The 22,302-nt window shown below is 70.1% G+C and carries 9 protein-coding genes; all 9 read right to left on the minus strand.

The window, feature by feature from the left end; translation table 11 throughout:
- Positions 1-364: 364 nt before the first annotated feature.
- Entirely contained in the window at positions 365-12,916 is a 12,552-nt protein-coding gene (locus A9G05_RS22925) for a filamentous haemagglutinin family protein (protein ID WP_069563146.1), read from the minus strand.
- A gap of 194 nt (positions 12,917-13,110) precedes the next feature.
- Positions 13,111-14,244, minus strand: a complete 1,134-nt coding sequence (locus tag A9G05_RS22930; RefSeq protein WP_069563147.1) for a substrate-binding domain-containing protein — start codon at positions 14,242-14,244, stop codon at positions 13,111-13,113.
- A 352-nt stretch (positions 14,245-14,596) separates the two neighbouring features.
- On the minus strand, positions 14,597-14,992 hold the full coding sequence (gene pcaC / locus A9G05_RS27830; RefSeq protein WP_044399336.1) for a 4-carboxymuconolactone decarboxylase: 396 nt from the start codon (positions 14,990-14,992) through the stop codon (positions 14,597-14,599).
- 96 nt (positions 14,993-15,088) lie between these two features.
- Positions 15,089-15,877 (minus strand): 3-oxoadipate enol-lactonase, encoded by a 789-nt coding sequence (gene pcaD / locus A9G05_RS27835; RefSeq protein WP_069563148.1) that lies wholly within the window; start codon positions 15,875-15,877, stop codon positions 15,089-15,091.
- Between the two features lie 9 nt (positions 15,878-15,886).
- On the minus strand, positions 15,887-17,239 hold the full coding sequence (locus A9G05_RS22945; RefSeq protein ID WP_069563149.1) for a 3-carboxy-cis,cis-muconate cycloisomerase: 1,353 nt from the start codon (positions 17,237-17,239) through the stop codon (positions 15,887-15,889).
- Between the two features lie 145 nt (positions 17,240-17,384).
- Positions 17,385-18,602, minus strand: a complete 1,218-nt coding sequence (gene pcaF, locus A9G05_RS22950) for a 3-oxoadipyl-CoA thiolase (RefSeq protein ID WP_069563150.1) — start codon at positions 18,600-18,602, stop codon at positions 17,385-17,387.
- Positions 18,599-19,384 carry a CoA-transferase subunit beta gene (locus tag A9G05_RS22955; protein ID WP_069563151.1) on the minus strand — a complete coding sequence of 262 codons (786 nt, stop codon included), beginning with the start codon at positions 19,382-19,384 and terminating at the stop codon, positions 18,599-18,601. Before A9G05_RS22955 ends, pcaF begins: the two co-directional genes overlap by 4 nt.
- The gene (locus tag A9G05_RS22960; protein ID WP_069563152.1) at positions 19,384-20,232 is read right to left on the minus strand and encodes a CoA transferase subunit A; all 849 of its coding nucleotides are present in this window, start codon (positions 20,230-20,232) and stop codon (positions 19,384-19,386) included. Before A9G05_RS22960 ends, A9G05_RS22955 begins: the two co-directional genes overlap by 1 nt.
- A gap of 190 nt (positions 20,233-20,422) precedes the next feature.
- The gene (locus A9G05_RS22965; RefSeq protein ID WP_069563153.1) at positions 20,423-22,057 is read right to left on the minus strand and encodes a twin-arginine translocation signal domain-containing protein; all 1,635 of its coding nucleotides are present in this window, start codon (positions 22,055-22,057) and stop codon (positions 20,423-20,425) included.
- Positions 22,058-22,302 lie beyond the last annotated feature (245 nt).

Genomic DNA, 22,302 nt, shown 5'->3' on the forward strand with positions numbered 1-22,302 from the left:
GGGGGACGGCACCACGGGATCGGCGGCAAAGACTTGGAAAACAGGAAACAACAGCAGGCAGAAGCCGACTGCAAACGGCTGCGTGCGCATGATGACCGTCCTTGGATAGTGGCATCTCGACATCGGGGCGATATTTTTATGACGCTAGCGACTTTGCTCAAGCCCTTTCACGACCAAATGCGAATCACTCGTCAGTTTGGTAGGCCCGGTAAGGGCGGCGGATTCTAGTCGAAGAGGCAAACCAGAAAAGCAGCGCTGATGTTCCCTAAAGGTAAGGAAATTTCCGAAATACAGAAAAAAGAGCGGCAGTCGCCTGCCGCCCTCGGGAAAGAAGTGCCGCCCCGAAGGGCGGCTGGGGATGGGGTCAAAGCGTGAGGTTGCGCTGTTCCTCCTCGGTCAGGTGGCTGCGGGCCTGTTCGTCCAGCGGGCCGGCGCCGAGCACCTGCACGCTGCGGTTGGCGTCGTAGCCGGTCGGGGCCGGGGCGCGGGCTTCTTCGCCGCCTTGCAGGCGTTCGTTGCCGAAGCCCACCACCTGCACCGTGACGATGGACGGCTGGCGATCGCGGGCGGCGCGCTGCTGCCCTCGCGCGGCCTCTTCGGCGGCGCCGCTGGCGGAGCTGGCCGCCGAGCTGGCCGAGGCCAGTGCTCCGGTGTTGACCGAGGCCACCACCGGTATCCCGCTGGACTTGCCCTGCACCTGGATGTTGGCGGCGTTGATCACCTGCAGCGCGGCGATGTTGACGTTGCCGGAAACGCGGATGCCGGCCTCCCCCGCGTCGATGGTGCCCAGCGGCGCCAGCAGGTCCATGTCGCCCGGCGGTACCTCGGGGATGGGCGCCAGGGTGGCGATGCCGGCACCGGTGCTGGGCACGCTGGGCGACAGGGTGACGTTGCCCCAGGCGTCGTAGACACGACGGGGTGGCGTGTACACCAGGGTGGTCTTGGAGCCACGTCCGGCGTTGATGTCGCCCCGGGTGGACCAGGCCAGGATGTCGCCACCGAAGGTGGTCATGATGCGGCTCTGGCCCAGCAGCACGCTGCCCTCGGCGAACAGCTGGATATCCCCGGCCCCCTGGGTGATGACACCGGCCGAGGCCGGCGGCGCCTCGCCCTCGATGCCGAACACCTGCTGCCCGCCCGGTGTGAGCATCTGGATGCCGCCCCCGAACAGGGTGCGCACCCCGGCACCGCCATAGAGGGTGATGTCGCCCTCGTAGCGGATCGGGTTGCCGGCCACGTCATGGCTGGGGAACAGCGCGGCGATGGCATTGCGGCCGCGCAGGTAGCTGCCGAAACGCGGGCTGCCGGCATCGTTGTATTCGCGCCCGCCTGCGCGCAGCTCGGCGAAGTACAGCTGGCGGGCAAAGATCCGCTGCTGCTCCGGCGCCAGTGCGGTGAAGTAGGCCAGCGCCTGCTCGCGGCTGCCGCTGAAGCCGAAGCGCTCGGCCAGCCAGGCCGCCAGCTCGGCTTCGTAGGTCTGCGCGACGCCACCCGCACCCAGGCTGGCGCCGGGGGCGAGGCGGTTGGCCGGGTCCAGGTAACGCAGGGCGAAGGCCAGGTAGTCCGGGCCGCTGCCGGCACCGGCTTGCAGGGCGATGTCGGCACCCGGGCGCTGGTCGCCGGGCACGATGGCTCCCAGGCTGTTCAGCGTGGCCTGGTCTTCCAGGCGCAACTGGCGACCGGCGGTGATCTCCAGGGTGCCGGGCCCGGCAACGTTGAAGCTGCTGAAGAGGATGTCGCGCCCGGCGGACACCACCGAGACGTCGGTGGGCGCGTCGTGGACGAACAGGTTGCCGGTGGTCTGCGCAGTACCTTCGATCTGGATCGGGCCTGGCAGACCGACCATCTGCCCGCTGTTGACGATGTCGCGCCCGGCCATGAGGCGGGTCGGGCGTGCGCCCTCGTACCAGGTTTCACCGGCCCGGGGATAGCTCGAGAACCGCAGGATCTCGCCCGTGCGCACCCCGACGATGTCACCCCGCAGGGCGTAGATGCGCGTCGGCTGGTCGGCACCACGGTAGGCGCCTTCGACCCCGGTGCCACCGAAGGCGAACAGGCTGCGCCCAGGGTTGCCGCTCCAGCCCAGGTCGCCATGGCTGGCGCCTGACGCATCGAGGTAGTAGAAGCCCGGTTTGAAGGGCGTGGCCAGGTGCTCCTGGGGAGCGTTGCTCGGCGAAAGGGCATACCCCCCGGCATAGATGGAGTTTCCGGCCAGCAACTCCAACTGGGCCTGGCGCCCCGGGGCCAGTAGCAGGGAATGGGTTAGCACGCCGATAACATGCTGGTACTCCTGCGCCGAAGGTCCGTAGTAGAGGCTGCCAGCCGGTGCCACCGCCCGCAATACGGAGGGGTAGACGAAACGCCCGTCGGTAGCGGAGTAGTCCATGCCAGTCCGTACACGCACACCGAGCACACTCATCTCGCCCAACTGGGTCGACGGCGTCAGGTTGCCGCCAGCGGCGAACAGGTCGATGGCGGTGTGATCGGTCCACAGGCTGAACCAGGCGAAGCCGCTGCTGCGGGTGCCGGCCAGTTCCACGGCCTGGCCGCCCAGGGCCTGGCTGCGCCCGGCATCGCCCACGCCTCCCAGCACCAGGTCGCCCCGGGCATTCAGGCTAACCGTGGCGTCCCCCGGTACCAGCACCAGCCCGCCGGTGGCGGAGGCCTTGGTGGCGGTGAAGGGGTCGTAGGCGCGGCTCTCCCGGGCGTCATGGTTGGGCGCTGCCGGCCCGGTGATCGTGTCGATGCCGCCATAGGAGGCCGCGCTGGCGCGCAGGCTTCCCCGCAGGTTGACCAGGCTGCCATTGAGGTCATGCCGCTGTTTGATGGGCAGCTTGGCATCGTCCTGGAACCCTCGGGCCTCCAGGTCGGGGTTGAGCGCACCGCCCACCACCAGGTTCAGGTCGCCACCGCCGGTGGTGACCAGGTGGCCGTCCACCATGCGCCCGGTGGAGCCCACCGCCAGCACCAGGCCCTGGCTGCGGCTGGCGAGGTCGTACTTCATGGTTCCCCGGGGCGCCAACAGGCCGGCATCCCCAGCCACGCGTACGTCAAGGTTGCCGCCGCCCAGGGTGCCGAAGCCGGTGAAGCCGGCGAGGGCCACATCGCTACCGCTGTTGAACGGCACATAGGTGCCGAAGTTGATCCACCAGGCGCTGGGCACGGTGGATGCCGCATCCAGCCCGCCGCCCTGGCGCCACAGCCAGTTGCTGACTGCGCTGCCCTCCAGTTGCGTCTTGTCTTCGCCTGCATTTTGCTGGCGCCCGATCAGATCGCCGGTCAGGTCGCCGCCCACCGTCAGCGACAGGTTGCCGCCCCGGTCCGGGTACCAGGCGCGGTAGAGGCTGCTGGCCCCGCCGTCCACCAGGGTCTCGTAGACACCTCCGTTTTTGCCCAGCACGGTATCGACCAGCGCACCGGTGAATGGATTTATAGCCACACCGCGTGGTTGGTTGTAGGCCGCGGATTGCGACAGCCCCAGCGAAGAGGTACCGGCCGTATAGAGGCCGTACAGGGAGTGCAGATTGAAGTCCCCGGCGCTCACCAGGTCCAGGTCCCCGGTGCCGGTGCGCAGCACGCTGAAGCGGCTGCTGCCCAGGGCGTAGTTGTACTCGGGCACTGGTTTAGGAGCGCCGCCGGCGCAGAGGCTTTCCCAGGCACAGACTTCGGCTTCGCTGCCGATGGAAAACTCCGCCATGACTTCGGAGACGAGCTTGCCAGCGTTGGATTCGTCTCCGTAGAAAATCACCGATCCCTCCGCCGTCAGCACGCGGGTGCTGGGGGGCTGTGCGCACAGGCTCTCCCAGGCGCAGATATCTGCTTCATCCGCAACGCCCAATTCAGCCATGACCTCCGCCACCGATTTGCCGGCATGGGCCTCGTCGCCATAGAACAGCAACGACCCCTCCACCGTGAGCACAAGGACTGATGGCACCGGCTTGAGCGTCGCCAGGTAGCCATAGTGGGTGTCGGCCAGGCGCAGTTCGCCGTGCTCGGCGTAAGGGTCGACCAGGCGGCTATCGGCGGCCTGCAGGTCGGCACCGGCCACGGCCCGCAGCGACCAGGACTGCGAGCCTTCGGGCAGCATCTGCGCCACGGCCCAATTGCGTCCCTTGCCGTCACCGCCTCGCAGGTTGATCTTCTCCACCCCGGCGGCGAGCTTCACATCGGTGCCCGCCGGGATCAGCGCCCCCAGGGCCAGCACCAGGTTCCCTGCCTGCACCACCCTGTCCGGCGCACCGACGATAGTGCTGGGCGCGTTGCTCGGCAGCGGCACGCCCTTCGGCCAGGTCATGGCCGTTACCGGGGTGTCCCCCGGCAGCCAGGTCCCCGCCCCCAGGAGCATGCCCTGGGCCAGGGTGACGGCCTCGGCCAGGCGGGTGCCGGCCGCGTAGGCCAGGCTGCCGTCGGCGTTGCGCACCTCCGCCGCCAGCACCGTACCGGCCGCCAGCAGCAGCGGGCCGCTCAACCGCGCGTCCGCCGGCAGGCGGGTACCGGCGGCCAGGGTCATGGCCTTGATCGGCAGGTCGTAGTTGAGCACCGTGCCGGCGGGGAAGGCGGTGCCATCCTGCAGTTCGATGCCGCCACGGGGCACCACCACATCCCCGTTGAACGGCTGCTTGCCGGGCAGCAGCACCCAGCCGTCGTCGTCCTGGGTGGCTGGCGGTGCGAGGAAGCCGTCGTTGATGCTGCCCAGCACGCTCAGGTCGCCCCCAGCGCGGATCACCAGGTGCCCCACCTCCCCCGAGCCCGCAGCAGCGGTCCTGGGGGTGTGCGGATTGAGGCTGGCGTAGCGGTAGCCGGACAGGTCCAGGTCACCCTGCACCACCAGGTCGCCACCGGGCGTCCGGCTGACCAGCTCCACCCCGGGCCGCAGGTGGAAGGCATCGGCATAGGCGGCGTTGTTCAGGCCGGCCAGCTTGCCGTTGAGCAGCGCGCCGTTGGCCAGGGCGTGGTCGATGAAGGCCAGGCTCTCGGCGTGCTTCTGGTCCAGGTAGGCCTGGTCGATGACTTGGTAGGGCCGGCCGCTGGCGGCCGGGTCGCTGCCGTCGCGGGCATCGTCGTAGCGCTGCACGCCGTTCACGGCGATCAGGCTGGCGCCCTGGATGTCCAGGGGGCCGCTGGCATCGATGGCGATGTCACCAGCGCTGGCACCGCCGAGCCGGGGAGCATTCAGCTCCAGGGTGCCCCGTGCATGGCCATCGTGGCCGCTGCTGGCGGCGGTGCCGTGGCGCAGGTCGATGCGGGCGCCACTGGCCAGGGTCAGTTGGCCATCGACGGCGCTCAGCTCCACCGTGGCCCGGTTGGGCGCATCGATGATCCCGCCGTAGCTGTCCACCCGCAGGCGGTTGCCATGGGCGTCCAGCCGCGCGCCGCTGCCGAGGGTGAGCCCCTGCTTGCCGGCCAGGCGGATGGCCCCCACCCGCTCGCCGCTGGCGTCCACGGTGCCGTTCACCGTGAGGTGCCCGCCGTCCAGCGACACGCTGATCTCTCCGGCCTTGAGGCCATCGCCGATCACCAGGTCGCCCTGCTTGAGCTGGAAGCTGCGAGCGCCGAACACCTGGCCCTGGTTGAGGCGCTGGTTGAGCGCAGCGAAATCGTCGCTGAGGTTGCCCGCGCCGAGCCGCTGAGCGTGTACCTCCAGGCTGCCGGCCTTGTACGGCATCCAGGTGCCGCCAGCGTCGTATTCCCCGCTGCTGCCACCGAGGATGCGCCCTTCCAGGGCCACCGTGCCGGCGCCGGCCGCCAGGGCGGTGGCCTTGAGGCTGCCGGCCTGGTTGTTGACCGCGGACAGGTCGATCAGCGCACCGGCCGCCTGGCGGATGTCGCCGTGGCGGCTCTCCAGGATCAGGTCGCCGCCCCAGCTGTACTTGTTCACCTCGTTGAAGGTGACCTTGCGCCCGGCCAGGTCGATGCGGGCACCATCGCCGAGGCTGAGTTGCTCCTCGGCCGCCAGGGTCAGCTTGCCGCTGGGCAGCACCACCGCACCCTCCAGGTACAGGTTGCGCCCGCGAAGGGACAGCTCCGCCCCCAGGGCATCGCCCCCGATGGTCGGCACCGTGGAACCGGCCGGAGCGCTGATGCGGATGTCGCCACCTGCGCTGAGGCGGTTCACCGAGCCGGCCCCGCCGGTCAGCACCGGGGTGCGCAGGGTCAGTTGCCCACCGCTGTACTGGAAGCCCTGGCCCGGGGTGTAGCCGTCCTGCCGCTGGTACACCGCCAGGCCGCCCTTGTGGTTGGCGGTGATGCGCTCGCGGGCGTTCAGCTCGACGTTGGCGAAGCCCACGGCCAGCCGGTCGCGGATCGGGCTGGCACTGGGCTGGCTGTCCGGCAGGTAGCCGAACTCGATGCGCTCGGCGTCGATCAGCAGGCTGCCCGCGCCGCTGCCGGCACCGCCGGCGATGATGGCTCCGGCCTCGTTGTGGGCACCGTTCCACACCAGGTTGGCGGTGCGGATCTGTGCACGCGCACCCGCCTCGCCCTGGCCGTAGATGGCCGGGGTGGTCAGCACCAGCTCCTTGAGCCGCGAGCGACCGTCGGCACCGTAGGTGTCCAGGCTGGCGTCGCCGAAGAAGTTCAGCGAATCCCGCGCGCCCAGCACCAGGGTCTCCAGCGCGGGCGTGCCGACCTGGGCATCGCCACGCAGCAGGCGGTCCAGCACCGCCTGGTTGAGGGTCAGCCCGTTGGGCAGGCGGTTGCGGCTGGCCAGGTCGGCCAGCACCTCGGCGCTGCCGACGTTGATGCCGCCCACTGCCAGGGTCAGGTTGCGGGTGCCGTAGCGCACCGCATCGCTCAACTCGAAGCGGTTGTCGGTGGCCGTGGCGATGGTGCCGTCGGAATAGAGCCCGGTGGTGCCGCTGCATGTGCCGTCGCAGACACCGATGCGGATGGGCCCGGGCGCCACATCTGGGGACCGGGGGTCGGGCACATCCGGGGCCAGCAGGCTGAGGTAGCCGTTGGAAACCGCCAGCACGCTGTTGCGCCCCGGCTTGTACAGGTAACCGTCGCGGGAGTCCCGCGGGGCGGCCCCCAGGCCCAGGGTGTTGATGCTGGCGCCCTGCTCCACGGTGATGCCCCCCGTCGGGCCGGAGCTGATCAGCATGACCTCCGGCGCCAGCAGGGTCGCGCCGCTGCGCAGGGTCACGCTGCGTACGTCGGCCGCCGCGCCATTGGCGGTACCGAGCTGGATGAAGTTGCCGCCCTGGCCGTAGTCCGTACTGCCATGACCGCCGATGAAGAGGCTGCCGGCACCGATGGCGTTGAGGTCGGCATCGTTCAGGGAGATGCCGGTAAAGCCGGCGCTGGCCCCGGTGCCGGCCTTGACGATTTCCAGGTGGCTGCCGAATGTCGCGTCGATGGCGGTGATGCTGCCCCGTCCTCCCTCCTCACGGCCCTTCAGCAGGGTTCCGGCGAAGCGGAAGCTGGGCTGGCTGCCGTCGCTGCGCGAGAAATTCAGGTTGAAGGCCTTGGCGTCCCGCGGCATCAGCGCGGCGGGGATGCCCAGCCGCGCGGCATCGGCCAGCAGGTACTGGCTGAGAGTGGTCTCGTTGTACTGGGAGTAGCGGCGCAGCACGTCGGCCGGGGTGAGGATCACCTGGCTGGCCAGGCTGTCGCGGGCGCCGCTGGCCAGGCCCAGGGTGCCGGCGGTGGACCAGGAGCCGTTGCGCATGGCCTGGGTGACGAGGGCGCCGCCCTGCCCCGCCAGGCCATTGACCTCCACGCGGAAGGCCCCCGGCAGCAAGGCGTAGGTGGATGGCAGCAGGGTGTAGGTACCCGCCGGCAGCCCCGGCACGCCAGCGCCGACGGTGATCTGCTGGCCCACCAGCGGTGCCACGGCCCCGGCCTCGCCATTGCCGGGGGCGAAACCCGGCTGGACGCCGGGCACGATGGCGTACACCGGGTTGCTGCTCAGGGCCGGCAGCAGGAAGCCGTCCGGGCCGTATTGCACCAGCGGGTTGAAACGGGCATCGGTGGAGCCGCCGCGACCGGCGACGAACCCGGCACCGAGCACCACCCCGCCGCCGGACACATCCACCACGGCGCCCTCGGCCACGTCGATGGCCTGCCCGATCAGGTCCACCTTGCCGGGCATGTTGTTCTGCCCCTCCTTCAGCAGGGTGGTGGAGAGGGCCACGCCGTCGTAGAGCCAGGCCTTGCCGTCCACGGTACCGCCATAGGGAATCACCAGGCCCGCACCGCTCACCGAGGTCAGGCTGCCGGGCAGCAGGTTCACCCGGCTGGCGGGCCGCGGGCTGTTGCCGCCGTAACCGACCTCCAGGCTGCCCAATGGCGCCCGCAGGACGCCCCCCTGGTTAATCACGTCGGCCTGCAGCCTCAACTCGCCAAAGGCCGACAGGGGCTGCGCCGGGATCGCGCCAACCGGGCGGCCAATGTCGATGCGCGTGGCCTGCACCAAGGCCTTGACCCCGGTGCCGGGGTAGACCTGGGCTGCTGTGATGCGCAGGTCGCCGGGCAGCGTCAGGCTCATGGCGTTGGCTATGCTGCTCGGGCTCGCCAGCAGCCGCAGGTCACCCTGGCTGTCCAGTTGCACCTGGGCGAAGGCACGGCGGTCCACCACCTGCTCGCGCCCCTGCAGCAGGCGGATGCTGCCGCGCGCCCCCAGGTTCACCTTGTCGCGCACGTCCAGCAGGCCACGGGCACTGAGCCGCCACTGGCCAGTGGCAGGGCGTATCGAGGTGCCAATATCAATCCTCGTGCTGGTCTCGCCACTGTTCGCGTCAACCAGCTTGGCCCCGGCCAGCCGCAGGTAGTGGCTGTTCAACTCGACCCGGCTGTCCGCCGCGGCGGACTCGGCCAGGCCGTAGGCCCCGGCATACAGGCTGAGGGCATTGGCCAGGTTCAGGCGCACGTTGCCATCGAAGCTCAGTAGCCCGGTGCTGAGCAGCGCCAGGTTGTCGAACCCGCCCTGCTCCACCAGGCTCACCGCCAGCCGGCCCTGGCCATAGCGCAGCAACGACGCCCCCTGCTCGGGGCCCGCCCCCTCGGCCAGGGGTGCCGCCTGCTGCTGGGCCACCACCAGTTCCCGGGCCTGGCGCACGGCGTCAGTGGCCCGGGGGTCTTCGAACCTGTATTTGGTCGCACCCAGAGCCACGGAGAGGCTGCCCCCTGCCACCCCCTCGCCGCCGGCTGCAGCGCGGAGCTGCCCATCCAGGTACAAACCGCTGGTGGATGCCAGGGCAATGCTGCCGCCCTGGCTGGCCACCCGCAGCGGGCCCTGGCCGGGCAGGTCGAGCCACGCCTGGCTGCCGGAGGCATCGAGGCGCGCGCCCTGGCGCACCACCACGAAGGCATCGCTGGCCGTCAGGTCACCCCGATTGGCGTCGATTTCCCCGCCGATGACGATGCTGCCCCCCTGGCGCACCTGGCCGTAGCGGTTGCCTCGGGCGTCCACCGCGCTGACGGCGCGGGAGGCTGCGTCCAACCGGGCGTGATCGCCGATCCAGAGGGAACGGTAGGTTTCCAGCGGCCGCGCGGACTGAACCTCACCGTTGCTCCCCAGGCCGAGGACGCTGATGCGCCCGCCCCAGGCCTCCAGGGTGCCGTCCACCGTGACCTGGCCGATCCCGGCCAGGCGGATGGCCTGGCCAGGGTCGACATGCAGCAGAGCCCCCTGCTTCACCACCAGCGCCGTGCTGGCGATGTCGGCGGCGGCGGTCTCCGGGCTGCCAGCCTGCAGCGAGAGGCTGGCCCCCTGGCGCTGGGTCAGCACACCCTGGCCGGCATCCTCCTGGTAAAGGGGGGGCAACCAGCGCTCCAGGGCCTCGGACAGGGCACCGCCGGTGGCCAGGTTGCCCGCGCCGCTGGCCTGGCGGTAGAGCGGCTGGGTCACCTCGACGCGTGTGCCCTCGGCCACCTCCAGGCCCCGGTTGCCCCTCACCTCGTAGGCGGAGAAACCCTTGTCGAAGAAATCCCCACGCAGCACCAGGGTGCCGGCCGGCGCCGACGGGGCGTTGTCGGCGATCAGCACCCGAGCGGCCTGCAGGCTGAGGGTGCCACCGCCCTTGACGCCTTCGCCCCGCAGGGCGCCGCCCAGGCTCAGCACGCCACTGTCGCCCCGGTTGCCGGCACTGGCCGCCAGGGTGACGTGGCCGCCCTTACCGCCCTGCAGCCTGCCGTTGGCGAGCAGCGCCGCGCCGGAGCTGACATCCACCGTGCTGCCGGCTTCCAGCAGGGTGTTGCCGCTGCTGCGCAGGGACACGCTGCCGCCATTGAGGTAGGGCAGCGCGCGGGTGTCGTCGGGCTCGCGCAGCAGGTTGCTCCACAACCCGCTGGCATCGAGGCGCACGCCCGCCCCCACGCGTACCGAGGCACTGCCGCTGGTGGGGGTGAGCACGGTATCGGCGCGCCCCAGGGCGGTCATCTGGTTGAGCACGTTGCCCAGCTGGAGGCTGCCGCCACGGGCGGTGATGTCGGCGTTCACCTCCACCTGCGGGCCGTAGAGGGTCACGTTGCCGGCCGGCGCCACCTGCAGCGCGCTGTCGACCCGGATGCCCTCGCTGGCCGCCACCTTGATGGCCCCGAGGCTGAAGCCGTTGAGCTGGGCGCTGTCCAGGTACAGGTTGCCCTGGCGTCCCGCCGGCAGGGCGGTGGTCAGGTCGAGCCCGTCGGCGATGCGTTCGGCGCCCTGGCCGAACACCACCTGTTTCAGGGTGTTGGCACTGGCACCCAGTACGGGCTCCAGGGTGCCGCTGCTCTTCACATACAGGGGGGCGTAGGTGCCCACCACCAGTTGGCCACCGCGCGCGGCCGCCTTCTGCGACTGGCGGTAGCCGTCGAGGCCAGCCTGGGCCGCCTGGGTCTGCCGGGCGCCCTGGTAGGTGTCGCTGGCCAGGGTGCCCTCGAGCACCGCGTTGCGGGTGCCGATGACCAGGCTGCCGGCGTCGCGGCCCACGGTGTAGCCGGCCTCCTGGCGCTCGCGCGGGGCGATCAGCGGGTCGTAGTAGTAGTCGGTACGGCCCCAGCGCTGGCTGTGGTCCTCATAGCCCCGGTAGATGCCGGTGTAGAGGATGTCGCCCGGGGCGCTGGAGAGTTCGTACAGGCGCCCGTCGGCGCCCTTCAGCCAGGTCTGCCGGACGCTGCCGCCCTGGACGTCGAGGGTGCCGCCGGAAAGGTTGATCTGCGAACCGGACTGGGTCACCACCTCGCCGCCGGTGAAGCTGACGGTGCCGCCCAAGGCCATCCATTCGGCCACGCTGTGGCCCTGGGTGCCGAGGTAGCCGCTGACCTCCAGCAGGCCGCCGGCGGTGTACCAGCGGTCGGTGGCGTAGCCGTTGGTCCCGGCCGGCACCCGTACCAGCTCGCGCACATCCACCCAGACGTCGCTGTTGTTCAGCGCGCCCTTGTCGCGGTTGACCGAGGCGTCGCGCTGCTCGTTGCCCTGCAGGTTGACCTTGACGCTGTTGGCCGACATGGCCACCTGCACGCCGGTGGCGCCGGAGACGTCGATCACCGCGCCGTCGCGCACCAGGCTGCGCTGGGCAGCCTGGGTCGCCACCTGGCCACCGGTGGCCAGGGTGATGGAGCCCTTCTGGAAGTCCACGCTGCCACTGCTGTCGATCTGCACCAGGGACAGGTCGCGGCGGAAGGCATCGCCGTTCACCACGTCGCCGTCCTGCTTGAGGGCCGGTGCCAGCAGGGCATCGCGCTGGCTGTCGAGGGCGGTGGCGCTGGCATCGAGGAGGATCGCGGTGGTGCTGCCCTCGCCCAGGGTCACCTGGCCATTGGCGCCGCTGGCGGTGAGGTGCACGGTGCCACGGGCGTCTGCGGAGGTGCTGGCCAGGGCCACGCCGCTCTGCTGCACCTGGTTGCCCACCAGGCTGACATCGCCGCTGGCGGCCAGCAGCACGCCCCGGTTGAGCACCCGGCCGCTGCCGCTGGCGCTCACTTCGTTGCCACGGGTGGTGGAGGTGGGGCTGCCGTCGCTGCCATAGCCCTTGCGGATCACGAAGCTGTCCCCGGCCGCCATCAGCACCTGGCCCTTGGGCGTGCTGATGCTGCCGGCGTTGTCCACCTCCTTGCCCAGCAGCAGCACATAGCCGCCCCCGGAGGTGGAGGTGCTGGGCGCCGCCGTGTTCAGCTGCGCCCCCTGCTCCACGCGGATGTTGCCCTGGGCGTTGGTGAAGCTCGGGTTGCTGCCGTTGTAGAGGCCGCCGCTGCGGAACTGCTCGTCGCTGAAGCCGGTAGCGGCAGCCACCAGGTTGCGCACGTTGACCTGGCTGGTGCCGCTGAACACCACCCCGTTGCTGTTGAGGATCATCACCGTGCCGTCGGCCTTGATCTGGCCCTGGATCTGGCTGGGCGCGGTGCTGTTGCCCACCTTGTTCAGCAACGCCCAGCTGGCCTCCTGCTGGAAGGCCAGGGTGGTGTCGCGGCCGACGTTGAAGGTCTCCCAGTTGAGGATGGCCTTGTCGGCGGTCTGCTTGATGGACACCAGCACCTTGCCGTTGGCGTCGGTCTGCACCGGCGCCTCGGCGTTGATGAACAGCGGCTTGCCATCGGGCCCCACCACCACGTTGAGGCCGTTGCCTCCGAGACCGTTGTGCAGGGGCTGCGGGGCGCCGCTGGCCGCCGCACGTCCGGCGGCCTGGGCTGCCTGAGCCGCGGCGATGGCGGCCACGGTGTTGTTGAGGTTGGCGAAGGAGCGGCCCAGGCGCTGCTGCACCTGCTGCTGCTGCGCCAGCGGCGGTGGCGAACCCGGCTGCACGGTCCCCGGCCGGGTAGCTCCAGCGGCCTGGGCGGCGCCCTTCTCGGCGAACCAGCCGGCACTGAAGGCCGGCGCGGCCTGGGCACCGCCAGCCAGCAGCATCAGGGCGATGGCCTGTGCCAGGGGCTTGAGCAGGAGGGGATGTTCGCGGCGGGCGGTGCAGGTGACGGACGGCTTGGGCTGGGAACGCATCACGACGGGTCCTTGTTCGGGTGGAGGCGCAGCGCCCCAAGGGGCGCGCCATGGCTGTTACCCCCAAGGCCGTCGGCGCAGCGGGCGACCGAACTTTTGTCACGCAAAGTTCACGAGGCCTACCGGCGCCTGACATGCAAAACCGGCAATGGCGCGAGGCCATTGCCGGTTCCTGGGGCGAACCCGCGAGGGGCTTAGAGCGGACGGCCGATGCCGTTGCAGGCGCTGGTGTTGCCGATGGCCAGGGAACTGGTCGGCAGCGCGAAGGTGGTGCGGATGGCGTTCTTCCAGGCGGTGGTGAGCGGGATCAGCTTGTTGGCGACGATCTCGTCATCGTTGTTGCTGCTGGCGTTCAGGCCGTAGTGACGGTTGAGGAAGGTGCGGATGGCGATGGTGTCAGCGCGGTCCTTGTAGCACTGGCTGAACACCAGGTTGGTGTAGCCGACGATGCTGTAGCCGGTGGCGGGGTTGGCCAGAACCGGGACCCAATTGGCGGGATCGGCACGGTCAGCTGGGGTGGAGGGCGGCGCGAAGTTGCTCAGGGCAATGGTGACATTGCCCACGGTGGGCAGGTTGCCATTGACCTTGGCGACCACGGCGGGGTTGGTGGCGTCCACGTCCTCCGGGCCGACGTAGCCGATGGCGCCATCGGTGGCGGCCACGGTGCTGGCCATCTGGGCGCTGACGCTCACAGCCACGGCTCCGGCCGGCACACCGCCGAGGGCGGCGCTGGTGAAGGTGCTGCTGACACCGAACTGGTCTTTACACTGGCTGTTCAGGTGGCGGGTGAAGATCTCGGAGGTGCCGCTGCTGGTGCTACGGTAGACCACGGTGATCGGGCCGGAGACGCTGCTGATCTGGTTCCAGTCAGTGATGCTGCCAGAGAAGATGCCGCACAGCTGGGCGCTGGTCAGGTTCAGCGAGGTGACGCCGGCTTTCTTGTAGGGAATGGTGACCGAGGTGGCCGCCGAGGGGATCTGTACCAGCGGGCCCCAGTTGTTGGCATCGGTAGCGGGCACGGCGGGGGACTGGTGGGCATTCTTGTAGGCCAGCAGTTCGGCGGCGCTCAGTACGGAGTCACTGCCGGCGTAGTCGACGGTGGTGCCGCTGGGCAGGTTGAGCTTGGTGGCGTCGTTGTTCAGCACGGCAGCCTTGCCGGCGCCGCTGCCCACGCCGGTGTAGGCGTTGAAGCCGGACGGCAGCACGGTGGCGGTGTTGTACAGGCCCTGCGGCAGGGTGGCACCGCCACCGACGACGGCCGCCATGGCCTGGGCGGAACACAGGCCGGCGACGGCCAGGGAAACAGCGAGAACGTTGCGCTTGAACATGAGGAAGCTCCTTTCATCGTGTCTGGACGTGGATGGTTCGCTGTCGAGCGGGTCATGGCCGGTCGGGCGCATTCCAGAAGCCCGGTGCGGCTCGGCCATGGCACTGACAGTCGCAGCCACGGGTGACAGGCAAAGGAAAAAACCTCGGGAGCACGAGGCGCTCAAGGACGGGAATGTTCGGGGGTGCGTGCAACCTGCCTGACATGACAGGGCGCTGCGGCAAGGAGGGGTTACGGGAGGGCGGATGGGAGACCGCTCGGGGCGGGGGCTGGCGGGCAGAACATGACAGCGGCGTGAACCCGAGCCTGCCCGGCCGCAGGCTCTGGAGCCTGGGCCGGGAGTCGCTCGGCGATCAGGGGTGCAGCGACTCGACCCCCAGTTCATCCCACACGGCTTCGGCCAGGTGGAAGGTGGCGTTGGCGGCGGGGATGCCGCAGTAGATGGCGCTCTGCATGATCACTTCCTTGATCTCGTCGCGGGTGACGCCATTGTTCTTCGCGGCGCGCAGGTGCAGCTTCAGCTCGCCCTCGCGGTTCATGCCGATGAGCATGGCGATGGTCACCAGGCTACGGGTGTGGCGCGGCAGGCCCGGGCGGGTCCAGATGTCGCCCCAGGCGTGGCGGGTGATCATTTCCTGGAACTCTTCGTTGAAGGGCGTGAGGTTCTGCAGGCTGCGGTCGACGTGGGCGTCGCCCAGTACGGCGCGGCGGACCTGCATGCCGGCTTCGTAGCGTTCTTTTTCGTCCATCGATGGGGCCTCGAACAGGGTCGTGGAGCGGGGACGCGGCATCTGCGTCGGGAAAGCGGTAGCCCGGGCTTCAGCCCGGGGTGATCCGGCGCGCACTCAGGCGCTGAGGAAGGCCAGTATGCGCTGGCTGAAGGCCTCACCGGCCTGCACGTTGGACAGGTGGGCGGCCGGGAACTCGACGAGTTCGGCGCCGGCGATGTGCGTCTGCATGAAGCGGCCGTGCTCGGGGGTGGTGACCGGGTCGCCGCTGCCGCAGACCACCAGGGTCGGGGCCTGGATGACAGCGAGCTGCTCGCGGAAGTCCGCGTCGCGCACGGCGGCGCAGTTGGCGGCGTAGCCCTGGGGCGAGGTGCGCGCCAGCATGCCGACGATGGCCTCGACCTTCTCCGGCTGCGCCTCGGCGAAGTCCGGGGTGAACCAGCGGGAAATGGAGGCGTCGCGCAGGTCGGCCATGGCCTGGGCACCGCCCGCCAGCACGGCGTCGATGCGCGGATTCCACACCTCGGGGGTGCCGATCCTGGCGGCGGTGTTGCACAGCACCAGGCGCTGGATGCGCTCGGGGGCATTGATGGCCAGCCACTGGCCGATCAGCCCGCCCATGGACAGGCCGCAGAAATGCGCCTTGGGAATGTCCAGGGCATCCAGCAGGGCCAGCACGTCGCGGCCGAGCTGCTCGATGCGATAGGGGCCTTCGCTGACCAGAGACTGGCCATGGCCTCGGGTGTCGTAGCGCAGCACCCGGAAGTGCCGGGTAAAGGCCGGGACCTGGGCGTCCCACATGTGCAGGTCGGTGCCCAGGGAGTTGGACAACACCAGCACCGGCGCTCCGGCCGGGCCTTCGAGGAGGTAGTTCAGGTCGCCATCGGCGAGACGTACGGCAGGCATGGAAAACTCCTAGTGCGGGAAAGTGGTGTGTTCAGCAAGGGCACGGTCCACCCAGCGGCGGGCCTGCCCGAGGTAATGGGCGGGGTCGAGCAGGCGGTCCAGCTCGGCGGCGGACAGCTCGGCGGTGACCTCGGCGCAGGCACCGAGCACGGCGCGCAGGTGGGCGCCCTCCTTCACCGCCTGGCGGCAGCACTGCTCCACCCGATGGTGGGCGGCATCGCGGCCGATGCGCTGGGCCAGGGCGATGCTCACCGCTTCGGCCAGCACCAGGCCCTGGGTCAGGTCGAGGTTGCGGCGCATGCGCGCGGCGTCCACCTCCAGGCCGGGCACCACCAGCAGCGCGTGCTGCAGGGCACCGGATACCAGGCAGCAGAGCTCCGGCAGGCTTTCCCATTCGGCGTGCCAGAGGCCGAGGCTGCGCTCGTGCTCCTGGGGCATGGCGGCGAACAGGGTGGCCACCAGGCCCGGTGCACGGGTGGCGGCGCCGATGAGCACGGCGGCGCTCACCGGGTTGCGCTTGTGGGGCATGGTGGACGAGCCGCCCTTGCCAGGTGCGGCGGGCTCGAAGAGTTCGCCGGCCTCGGTCTGCATCAGCAGGCTGAGGTCGCGCCCCAGCTTGCCCAGGGTGCCGGCGACCAGGCCCAGCAGGCTGGCGAACTCCACCAGGCGGTCACGCTGGGTGTGCCAGGGCTGGTCCGGGAGGTTCAGCGACAGCTCGACGGCCAGCGCTTCGGCCACCGGCCAGGCCTGTTCGCCGAGGGCGGCGAGGCTGCCGGAGGCGCCACCGAACTGCAGGCACAACAGGCGCGGCTTGAGTTCCGCCAGGCGCTGGCGATGGCGGGTGACGGCGCCCAGCAGGCCGGCGAGCTTCATGCCGAGGGTCACCGGGGTGGCCTGCTGCAGCCAGGTGCGGCCGGCCAGCGGGGTGCCGGCGTGGCGCTCGGCCTGCTCGGCAAGGGCGTCGCCCAGGGCCGCGAGGTCCGCCTCGATCAGGCCGATGGCAGCACGCAGTTGCAGCACCAGGCCGCTGTCCATGGCGTCCTGGCTGGTGGCGCCCAGGTGCACATAGCGCTCGGCCTCCGGGCTGGCCGCTGCGATGCGCTTGCCCAGGGCCTTGACCAGGGGGATGGCGGAGTTGCCGGCAGTGGCGATGGCCTGGGCCAGGGCGGAGAAGTCGTAGAAATCGGCGCGGCAGGCGGCTTCGATGAGCGCGACGGCCGCTCGGGGGATCAGCCCCACGCGGGCCTCGGCACGGGCCAGGGCGGCCTCGAAGTCGAGCATGCCCTGCACCCGGCCCTGGTCGCAGAAGATCGCGCGCATGGCCGGGGCGGTGAAGTAGGCGTCGAAGAGTTGGTTGCTCAAGGCGACCTCGTTGCAGCGGTTGGGGGTGGGCCTAGGTTGGCAGGGCGATGGGAGTGAATCCAGCCTGTCGAGTGGGCTTCAGTTGGGCCTCAGCCCACTCGACCGTGCTGGGTCGCAGTCGTGGTGGGCTGAAGCCCACCCTGGGTCACTTCGACTGCTGGACGCGCTCGATGGCCAGGGCCAGGCCCTGCCCTACCCCCACGCACAGGGTGGCCAGGCCGCGCTTGCCGCCGGATTTCTCCAACTGGTGCAAGGCGGTCTGCACCAGGCGCGCGCCGCTGGCACCCAGGGGGTGGCCGAGGGCGATGGCGCCGCCGTTGGGGTTGACCTTCTCGCTGTCGTCGGGGAGGCCCAGCTCGCGCATCACGGCCAGCCCCTGGGCGGCGAAGGCTTCGTTGAGTTCGATGACGTCGAACTGGTCGATGCCCAGGTTGAGGCGCTCCAGCAGCTTGCGCACCGCCGGCACCGGGCCGATGCCCATGACCCGTGGCGCGACGCCGGCACTGGCCATGCCGAGCACCTTGGCGCGCGGGGTGAGGCCGTGCTTCTTCACCGCCTCGGCGGAGGCCAGGATCAGCGCCACCGCGCCGTCGTTGACGCCCGAGGCGTTGCCGGCGGTGACGGTCTTGCCTTCGCCGTTGACCGGTTTCAGCTTGGCGAGGGCCTCCAGGGTGGTGTCCGGGCGCAGGTGCTCGTCGGCATCGACCACGGTGTCGCCCTTCCTGCCCTTGATCACCACCGGGACGATCTCCTCGGCGAAGAAGCCTTCGGCCTGGGCGCGGCCGGCGCGCTGCTGGCTGCGCAGGGCGAACAGGTCCTGGTCGGCGCGGGATACCTGGTAGTCGTCGGCGACGTTGTCGGCGGTCTGCGGCATGGCGTCGACGCCGTACTGGGCCTTCATCAGCGGGTTGATGAAGCGCCAGCCGATGGTGGTGTCTTCGATCTTCTGGGTGCGGCCGAAGGCGCTGTCGGCCTTGCCCATCACGTAGGGCGCGCGGGACATGGATTCGACGCCGCCCGCCAGGGCCAGCTCCATTTCACCCGAGGCGATGGCGCGGAAGGCGGTGCCCACCGCATCCATGCCCGAGGCACAGAGGCGGTTGAGGGTGACGCCGGGAATGCTTTCCGGCAGGCCGGCCAGCAGCAGCGCCATGCGCGCGACGTTGCGGTTGTCCTCGCCGGCCTGGTTGGCGCAACCGAGGAAGACTTCGTCGACCTCGCTCCAGCGCACCTGGGGGTTGCGCTCGATCAGGGCCTTGAGCGGGATGGCCGCCAGGTCATCGGCGCGCACGGGGGCCAGGGCGCCACCGAAGCGGCCGATGGGCGTGCGCACGGCATCGCAGATGAAGACGTCGCGGCTCATTCCTCACCCCCTTGCTGGCCGTGGGCAGCCGCGGTGCGGGCTTCCAAGGCACGCAGGGCGCTCAGCTCCACCTCGTTGGGGGCGGCGGTCTCGGCCACCTGGTCGGCGAAGCGGATGGCCCAGCCGGTGTTGGCCACCACCTGCTCGCGGGTCACGCCCGGGTGCAGCGAGGTGACGATGAATTCGTGGGTGCCGGCTTCCGGCTCCATGATGCAGAGGTCGGTGATGATGGCCACCGGCCCCTTGCCGGGCAGGCCGAGCTGCTGGCGATGGTCGCCGCCTTCGCCGTGGCCCACGGAGGTGATGAAGGCCAGCTTGTCGACGAAGGTGCGCTGGGACTGCTTGAGGATGATCAGCACTTCCTTGGCGGAACCGGCGATCTCCGGCGCGCCGCCGGCACCCGGCAGGCGCACCTTGGGGGTGTGGTAGTCGCCGATCAGGGTGGTGTTGATGTTGCCGAAGCGGTCCACCTGCGCAGCGCCGAGGAAGCCGACGTCGATGCGCCCGCCCTGCAGCCAGTAGCGGAAGATCTCGCCGGTGGGGACCACGGTGTCAGCGGTCTCGGCCAGCTCGCCGTCACCGATGGACAGCGGCAGCACGCTCGGCTTGGCGCCGATGGGTCCGGATTCGTAGATCAGGACCACGTCCGGGGACGAGGTCAGGCGCGCCAGGTTGGCGGCCTTGGACGGCAGGCCGATGCCGACGAAGCAGACGGCGCCGTTCTTCAGGCGACGGGCAGCCGCCACGGTCATCATTTCGTTGGTGCTGTACTGGGCGCTCATCACTTGGCCTCCGCAAGCTTCTGCTGGAACTGGGCGAAATCCTTGGTGCCACGGATGTATTCGTCGATCCAGGCGGTGAAGGTGTCGCGGTCGCGGGCGATGGGGTCCCAGGCCTGGTAGAAGCGGTTGTCGCGCTCGTAGTAGCCGTGGGCGTAGGACGGGCTGGCGCCGCCGGGAACGTGGCACACCGCGGTCAGGGCCCAGGTGGGCAGCACGCAGGCGTTCATCGGCGCGTCGAGGTCGTCGACGATCTCTTCCACGGTGACGATGCAGCGCTTGGCCGCCAGGGCCGCTTCCTTCTGCACGCCGAGGATGCCCCAGAGCAGCACGTTGCCCTTGCGGTCGGCCTTCTGCGCGTGGATCACGGTGACGTCCGGGCGCACCGACGGCACGGCGGCGAGCGTCTCGCCGGTGAAGGGGCAGTCGATGAAGCGGATGTTCGGGTTGACCTTCGGCAGGTCGGAGCCGGCATAGGCACGCAGCACGGCGAAGGGCAGACCGGAAGCGCCGGCCACGTAGGCGTTGGCCATGTCGGCGTGGCTGTGCTCGTCGAGTTCCAGGGCGTTGGGCCACTGCTTCTCCACCGCGTCACGCAGACGGTGCAGGGAGCCCACGCCGGGGTTGCCGCCCCAGGAGAAGGTCAGCTTGCGGGCACAGCCGGCACCGATCAGCAGGTCGTAGACCAGGTCAGGGGTCATGCGCACCAGGTGCAGGTCTTTCTTACCCTGGCGGATGATCTCGTGGGAGGCGGCGGTGGGAATCAGGTGGGTGAAGCCTTCGAGGGCTACCTTGTCGCCGTCGTGGATGAAACGCTCGACGGCCTCGCGGAGGGAAATGATTTCAGCCATGGTCGATCTCGTGTTGTTGTCCAGGGCGGCCTGGCGGCGCGCCCGTGGCGACACCCGGTGAAGCCACGGGCGGCGGGCCCGGGCCGGGGTCGGCTGGGGAGCAAGGTACCCCCCGCCTCCGGGTGTAACAATCCGATAATCGACTATTCGTTCGATAATCGAACGAATCTGGTGCTCGCCCTTTCCAGGGCTAGCGCCCCTCCTCGCGACGCTTGAGGTGGCGCGCATACCAGGGACGCCGGGGCGTTCGCGGCAGCAGCCGGCTGACCAGGTCGTCCTCGCCGAAGGTGATGCGCAGGGCCAGCTTCATGGCCTCCACCTCCAGTTCACCGGCGCCGCCGCCGGCATCGTCCAGCCCGCCGCAGCCATGGGTCAGCGCGCCCAGCCAGGGGTCGCCCACCTCCACCCAGCGCCCCGGCGCGAACCAGCGCACGCCCTGGACCTCGCGGACCACCACCTCGCCGGGGTGGGCGCGCTCGTGGGCGCGATACCAGTCCTCGATGCGGTCGTCGATCCAGCCGTGGAAGCGCCAGAACACCGGGTTGACGTGGGATGAGAACGGGTCGCCGAGGTAGTCGTTGTCGGCGCGGAACCAGCGGGTGCCGTAGTCCACCTGGTCGCGGTCGCCGGGCAGCGGCATGCCGTTGGACGGGTCGCGGGTGACGGTGGCCCAGCGCATGTGCAGCCAGTCGTGGATGTTCAGTTCCATCTCCGAGCCCAGTTGGGCGAGGGTCAGGCGCGCGAGGTAGTCCGGGTCCTGGTACTGCGACTCCCAGACCTGGAAGTTGCTGTAGAAGGCCTGGGCGGACTTGATGTCGTGCAGCCACAGGCTCAGTTCGTCGTCGTCCCAGGCGAACCAGGCCGGCGGCACGGCGTTGCCGTCGTGGTTCTCCAGGTAGCGGATGAAGCCGATGCGGTCGTGCTCCAGGTACGGGCACGGCAACGGCAGCCGGCTCCAGTTGGGCAGGCCCGGCTGCAGGTGGCGTGCCTTGGCCAGCATGTGCCGGTGCATGAAGAGGAAGTCCTCGCCGGAGCCGTTGAGGTGCTTGCGCCGGCCCCGTGCACCGCGCTCGGCATCCCGTGGGCCGGGTTGCCAGCCGGCGCCGCGCAGGGCATCGCGGCGACGGTCGTCGAGGCGGTGCCACTTGTCGCGGGTGGCGTGCCAGAGCTGGTGGAACAGGCGGTGCTCGGGGGACACCAGCCACTGCAGCAACGCCGGTTCCAGGGGTGTCACCTGCCGCGCCTCGGGGAAGGCGCGCTTGCGGGCGACGAAGCGGCTGTCCGGCTCGGGCAGCGCCAGGGGCCGGTCGATGCGGCGGATGCGCCCGCTCAGGCTGGCGTCACCGGCCTGGGCCCAGTTGCCCCAGACCTCGTCCAGCACGGCTTCCAGTTCATGGCTGGGGGCCGACTCGCCGGCCGGGACCAGGCGCCAGCGGATGCGCTTGCCGTCCTGGTCCACCACCTCGCCAAGCACCCGGTAACGGGGCTCACCCGTGCCCCGCAGCGCGGCGCCCTGGTCGATGCAGCCGCGCAGGGCCCGGCCGGTGGGGCCGATGTCCAGCAGCATCTCCACGCCCTCGCGGGGCAGCCCGTCCAGGCCGCCGTCGAGGCCGTCGAAACGCAGGTCCCAGATGCCGCGCAACTGGGTGGCCAGGCGCACCCCGCCCCAATCGGCGGCGTCCACCGTGGCCTCCCCCGGGGTTTCCACCTGGTCCGGTTCGAGGGGTTCGTCGTAATCCGGCTCACGCCGCGCGTACCACACCGCCGGTACCGCTGCGCCGGCCACCGCCAGCGCCCCCATGAACCCACGTCTGGAAAACCTCATCGCTACATCGCATCCGTGTCAGCCACGCCTATCCCGCTAGAACGAGGTAACGGGGGGTAAATTTATGGCTGCTTTGCTGATACGTCCGGCATCAGGTTGATTACCGAGTTTGCGGGTGTTTTCTATTTCGCCCTCCCGGGCGAGCCCCTTTTGGCAATCGCCCCAAAAGGAGCCAAAAGGGCTTGCCCCGACATCCGGGCCCCGCTTCGCGGGACTTCCCTCGCTCCATCGTTGCTTCGGGGGCC

The organism is Pseudomonas sp. ENNP23 (genome assembly GCF_001728945.1).
Taxonomy (GTDB): Bacteria; Pseudomonadota; Gammaproteobacteria; order Pseudomonadales; family Pseudomonadaceae; genus Metapseudomonas; species Metapseudomonas otitidis.

Excerpts from the sequence above, each read along its gene's own strand:
- pcaF (WP_069563150.1), bottom strand. The coding sequence starts at position 18,602 with ATGAGCCGCGACGTCTTCATCTGCGATGCCGTGCGCACGCCCATCGGC.
- A9G05_RS22925 (WP_069563146.1), bottom strand. The coding sequence starts at position 12,916 with ATGCGTTCCCAGCCCAAGCCGTCCGTCACCTGCACCGCCCGCCGCGAA.
- pcaC (WP_044399336.1), bottom strand. The coding sequence starts at position 14,992 with ATGGACGAAAAAGAACGCTACGAAGCCGGCATGCAGGTCCGCCGCGCC.
- A9G05_RS22960 (WP_069563152.1), bottom strand. The coding sequence starts at position 20,232 with ATGGCTGAAATCATTTCCCTCCGCGAGGCCGTCGAGCGTTTCATCCAC.
- pcaD (WP_069563148.1), bottom strand. The coding sequence starts at position 15,877 with ATGCCTGCCGTACGTCTCGCCGATGGCGACCTGAACTACCTCCTCGAA.
- A9G05_RS22955 (WP_069563151.1), bottom strand. The coding sequence starts at position 19,384 with ATGAGCGCCCAGTACAGCACCAACGAAATGATGACCGTGGCGGCTGCC.
- A9G05_RS22965 (WP_069563153.1), bottom strand. The coding sequence starts at position 22,057 with ATGAGGTTTTCCAGACGTGGGTTCATGGGGGCGCTGGCGGTGGCCGGC.
- A9G05_RS22930 (WP_069563147.1), bottom strand. The coding sequence starts at position 14,244 with ATGTTCAAGCGCAACGTTCTCGCTGTTTCCCTGGCCGTCGCCGGCCTG.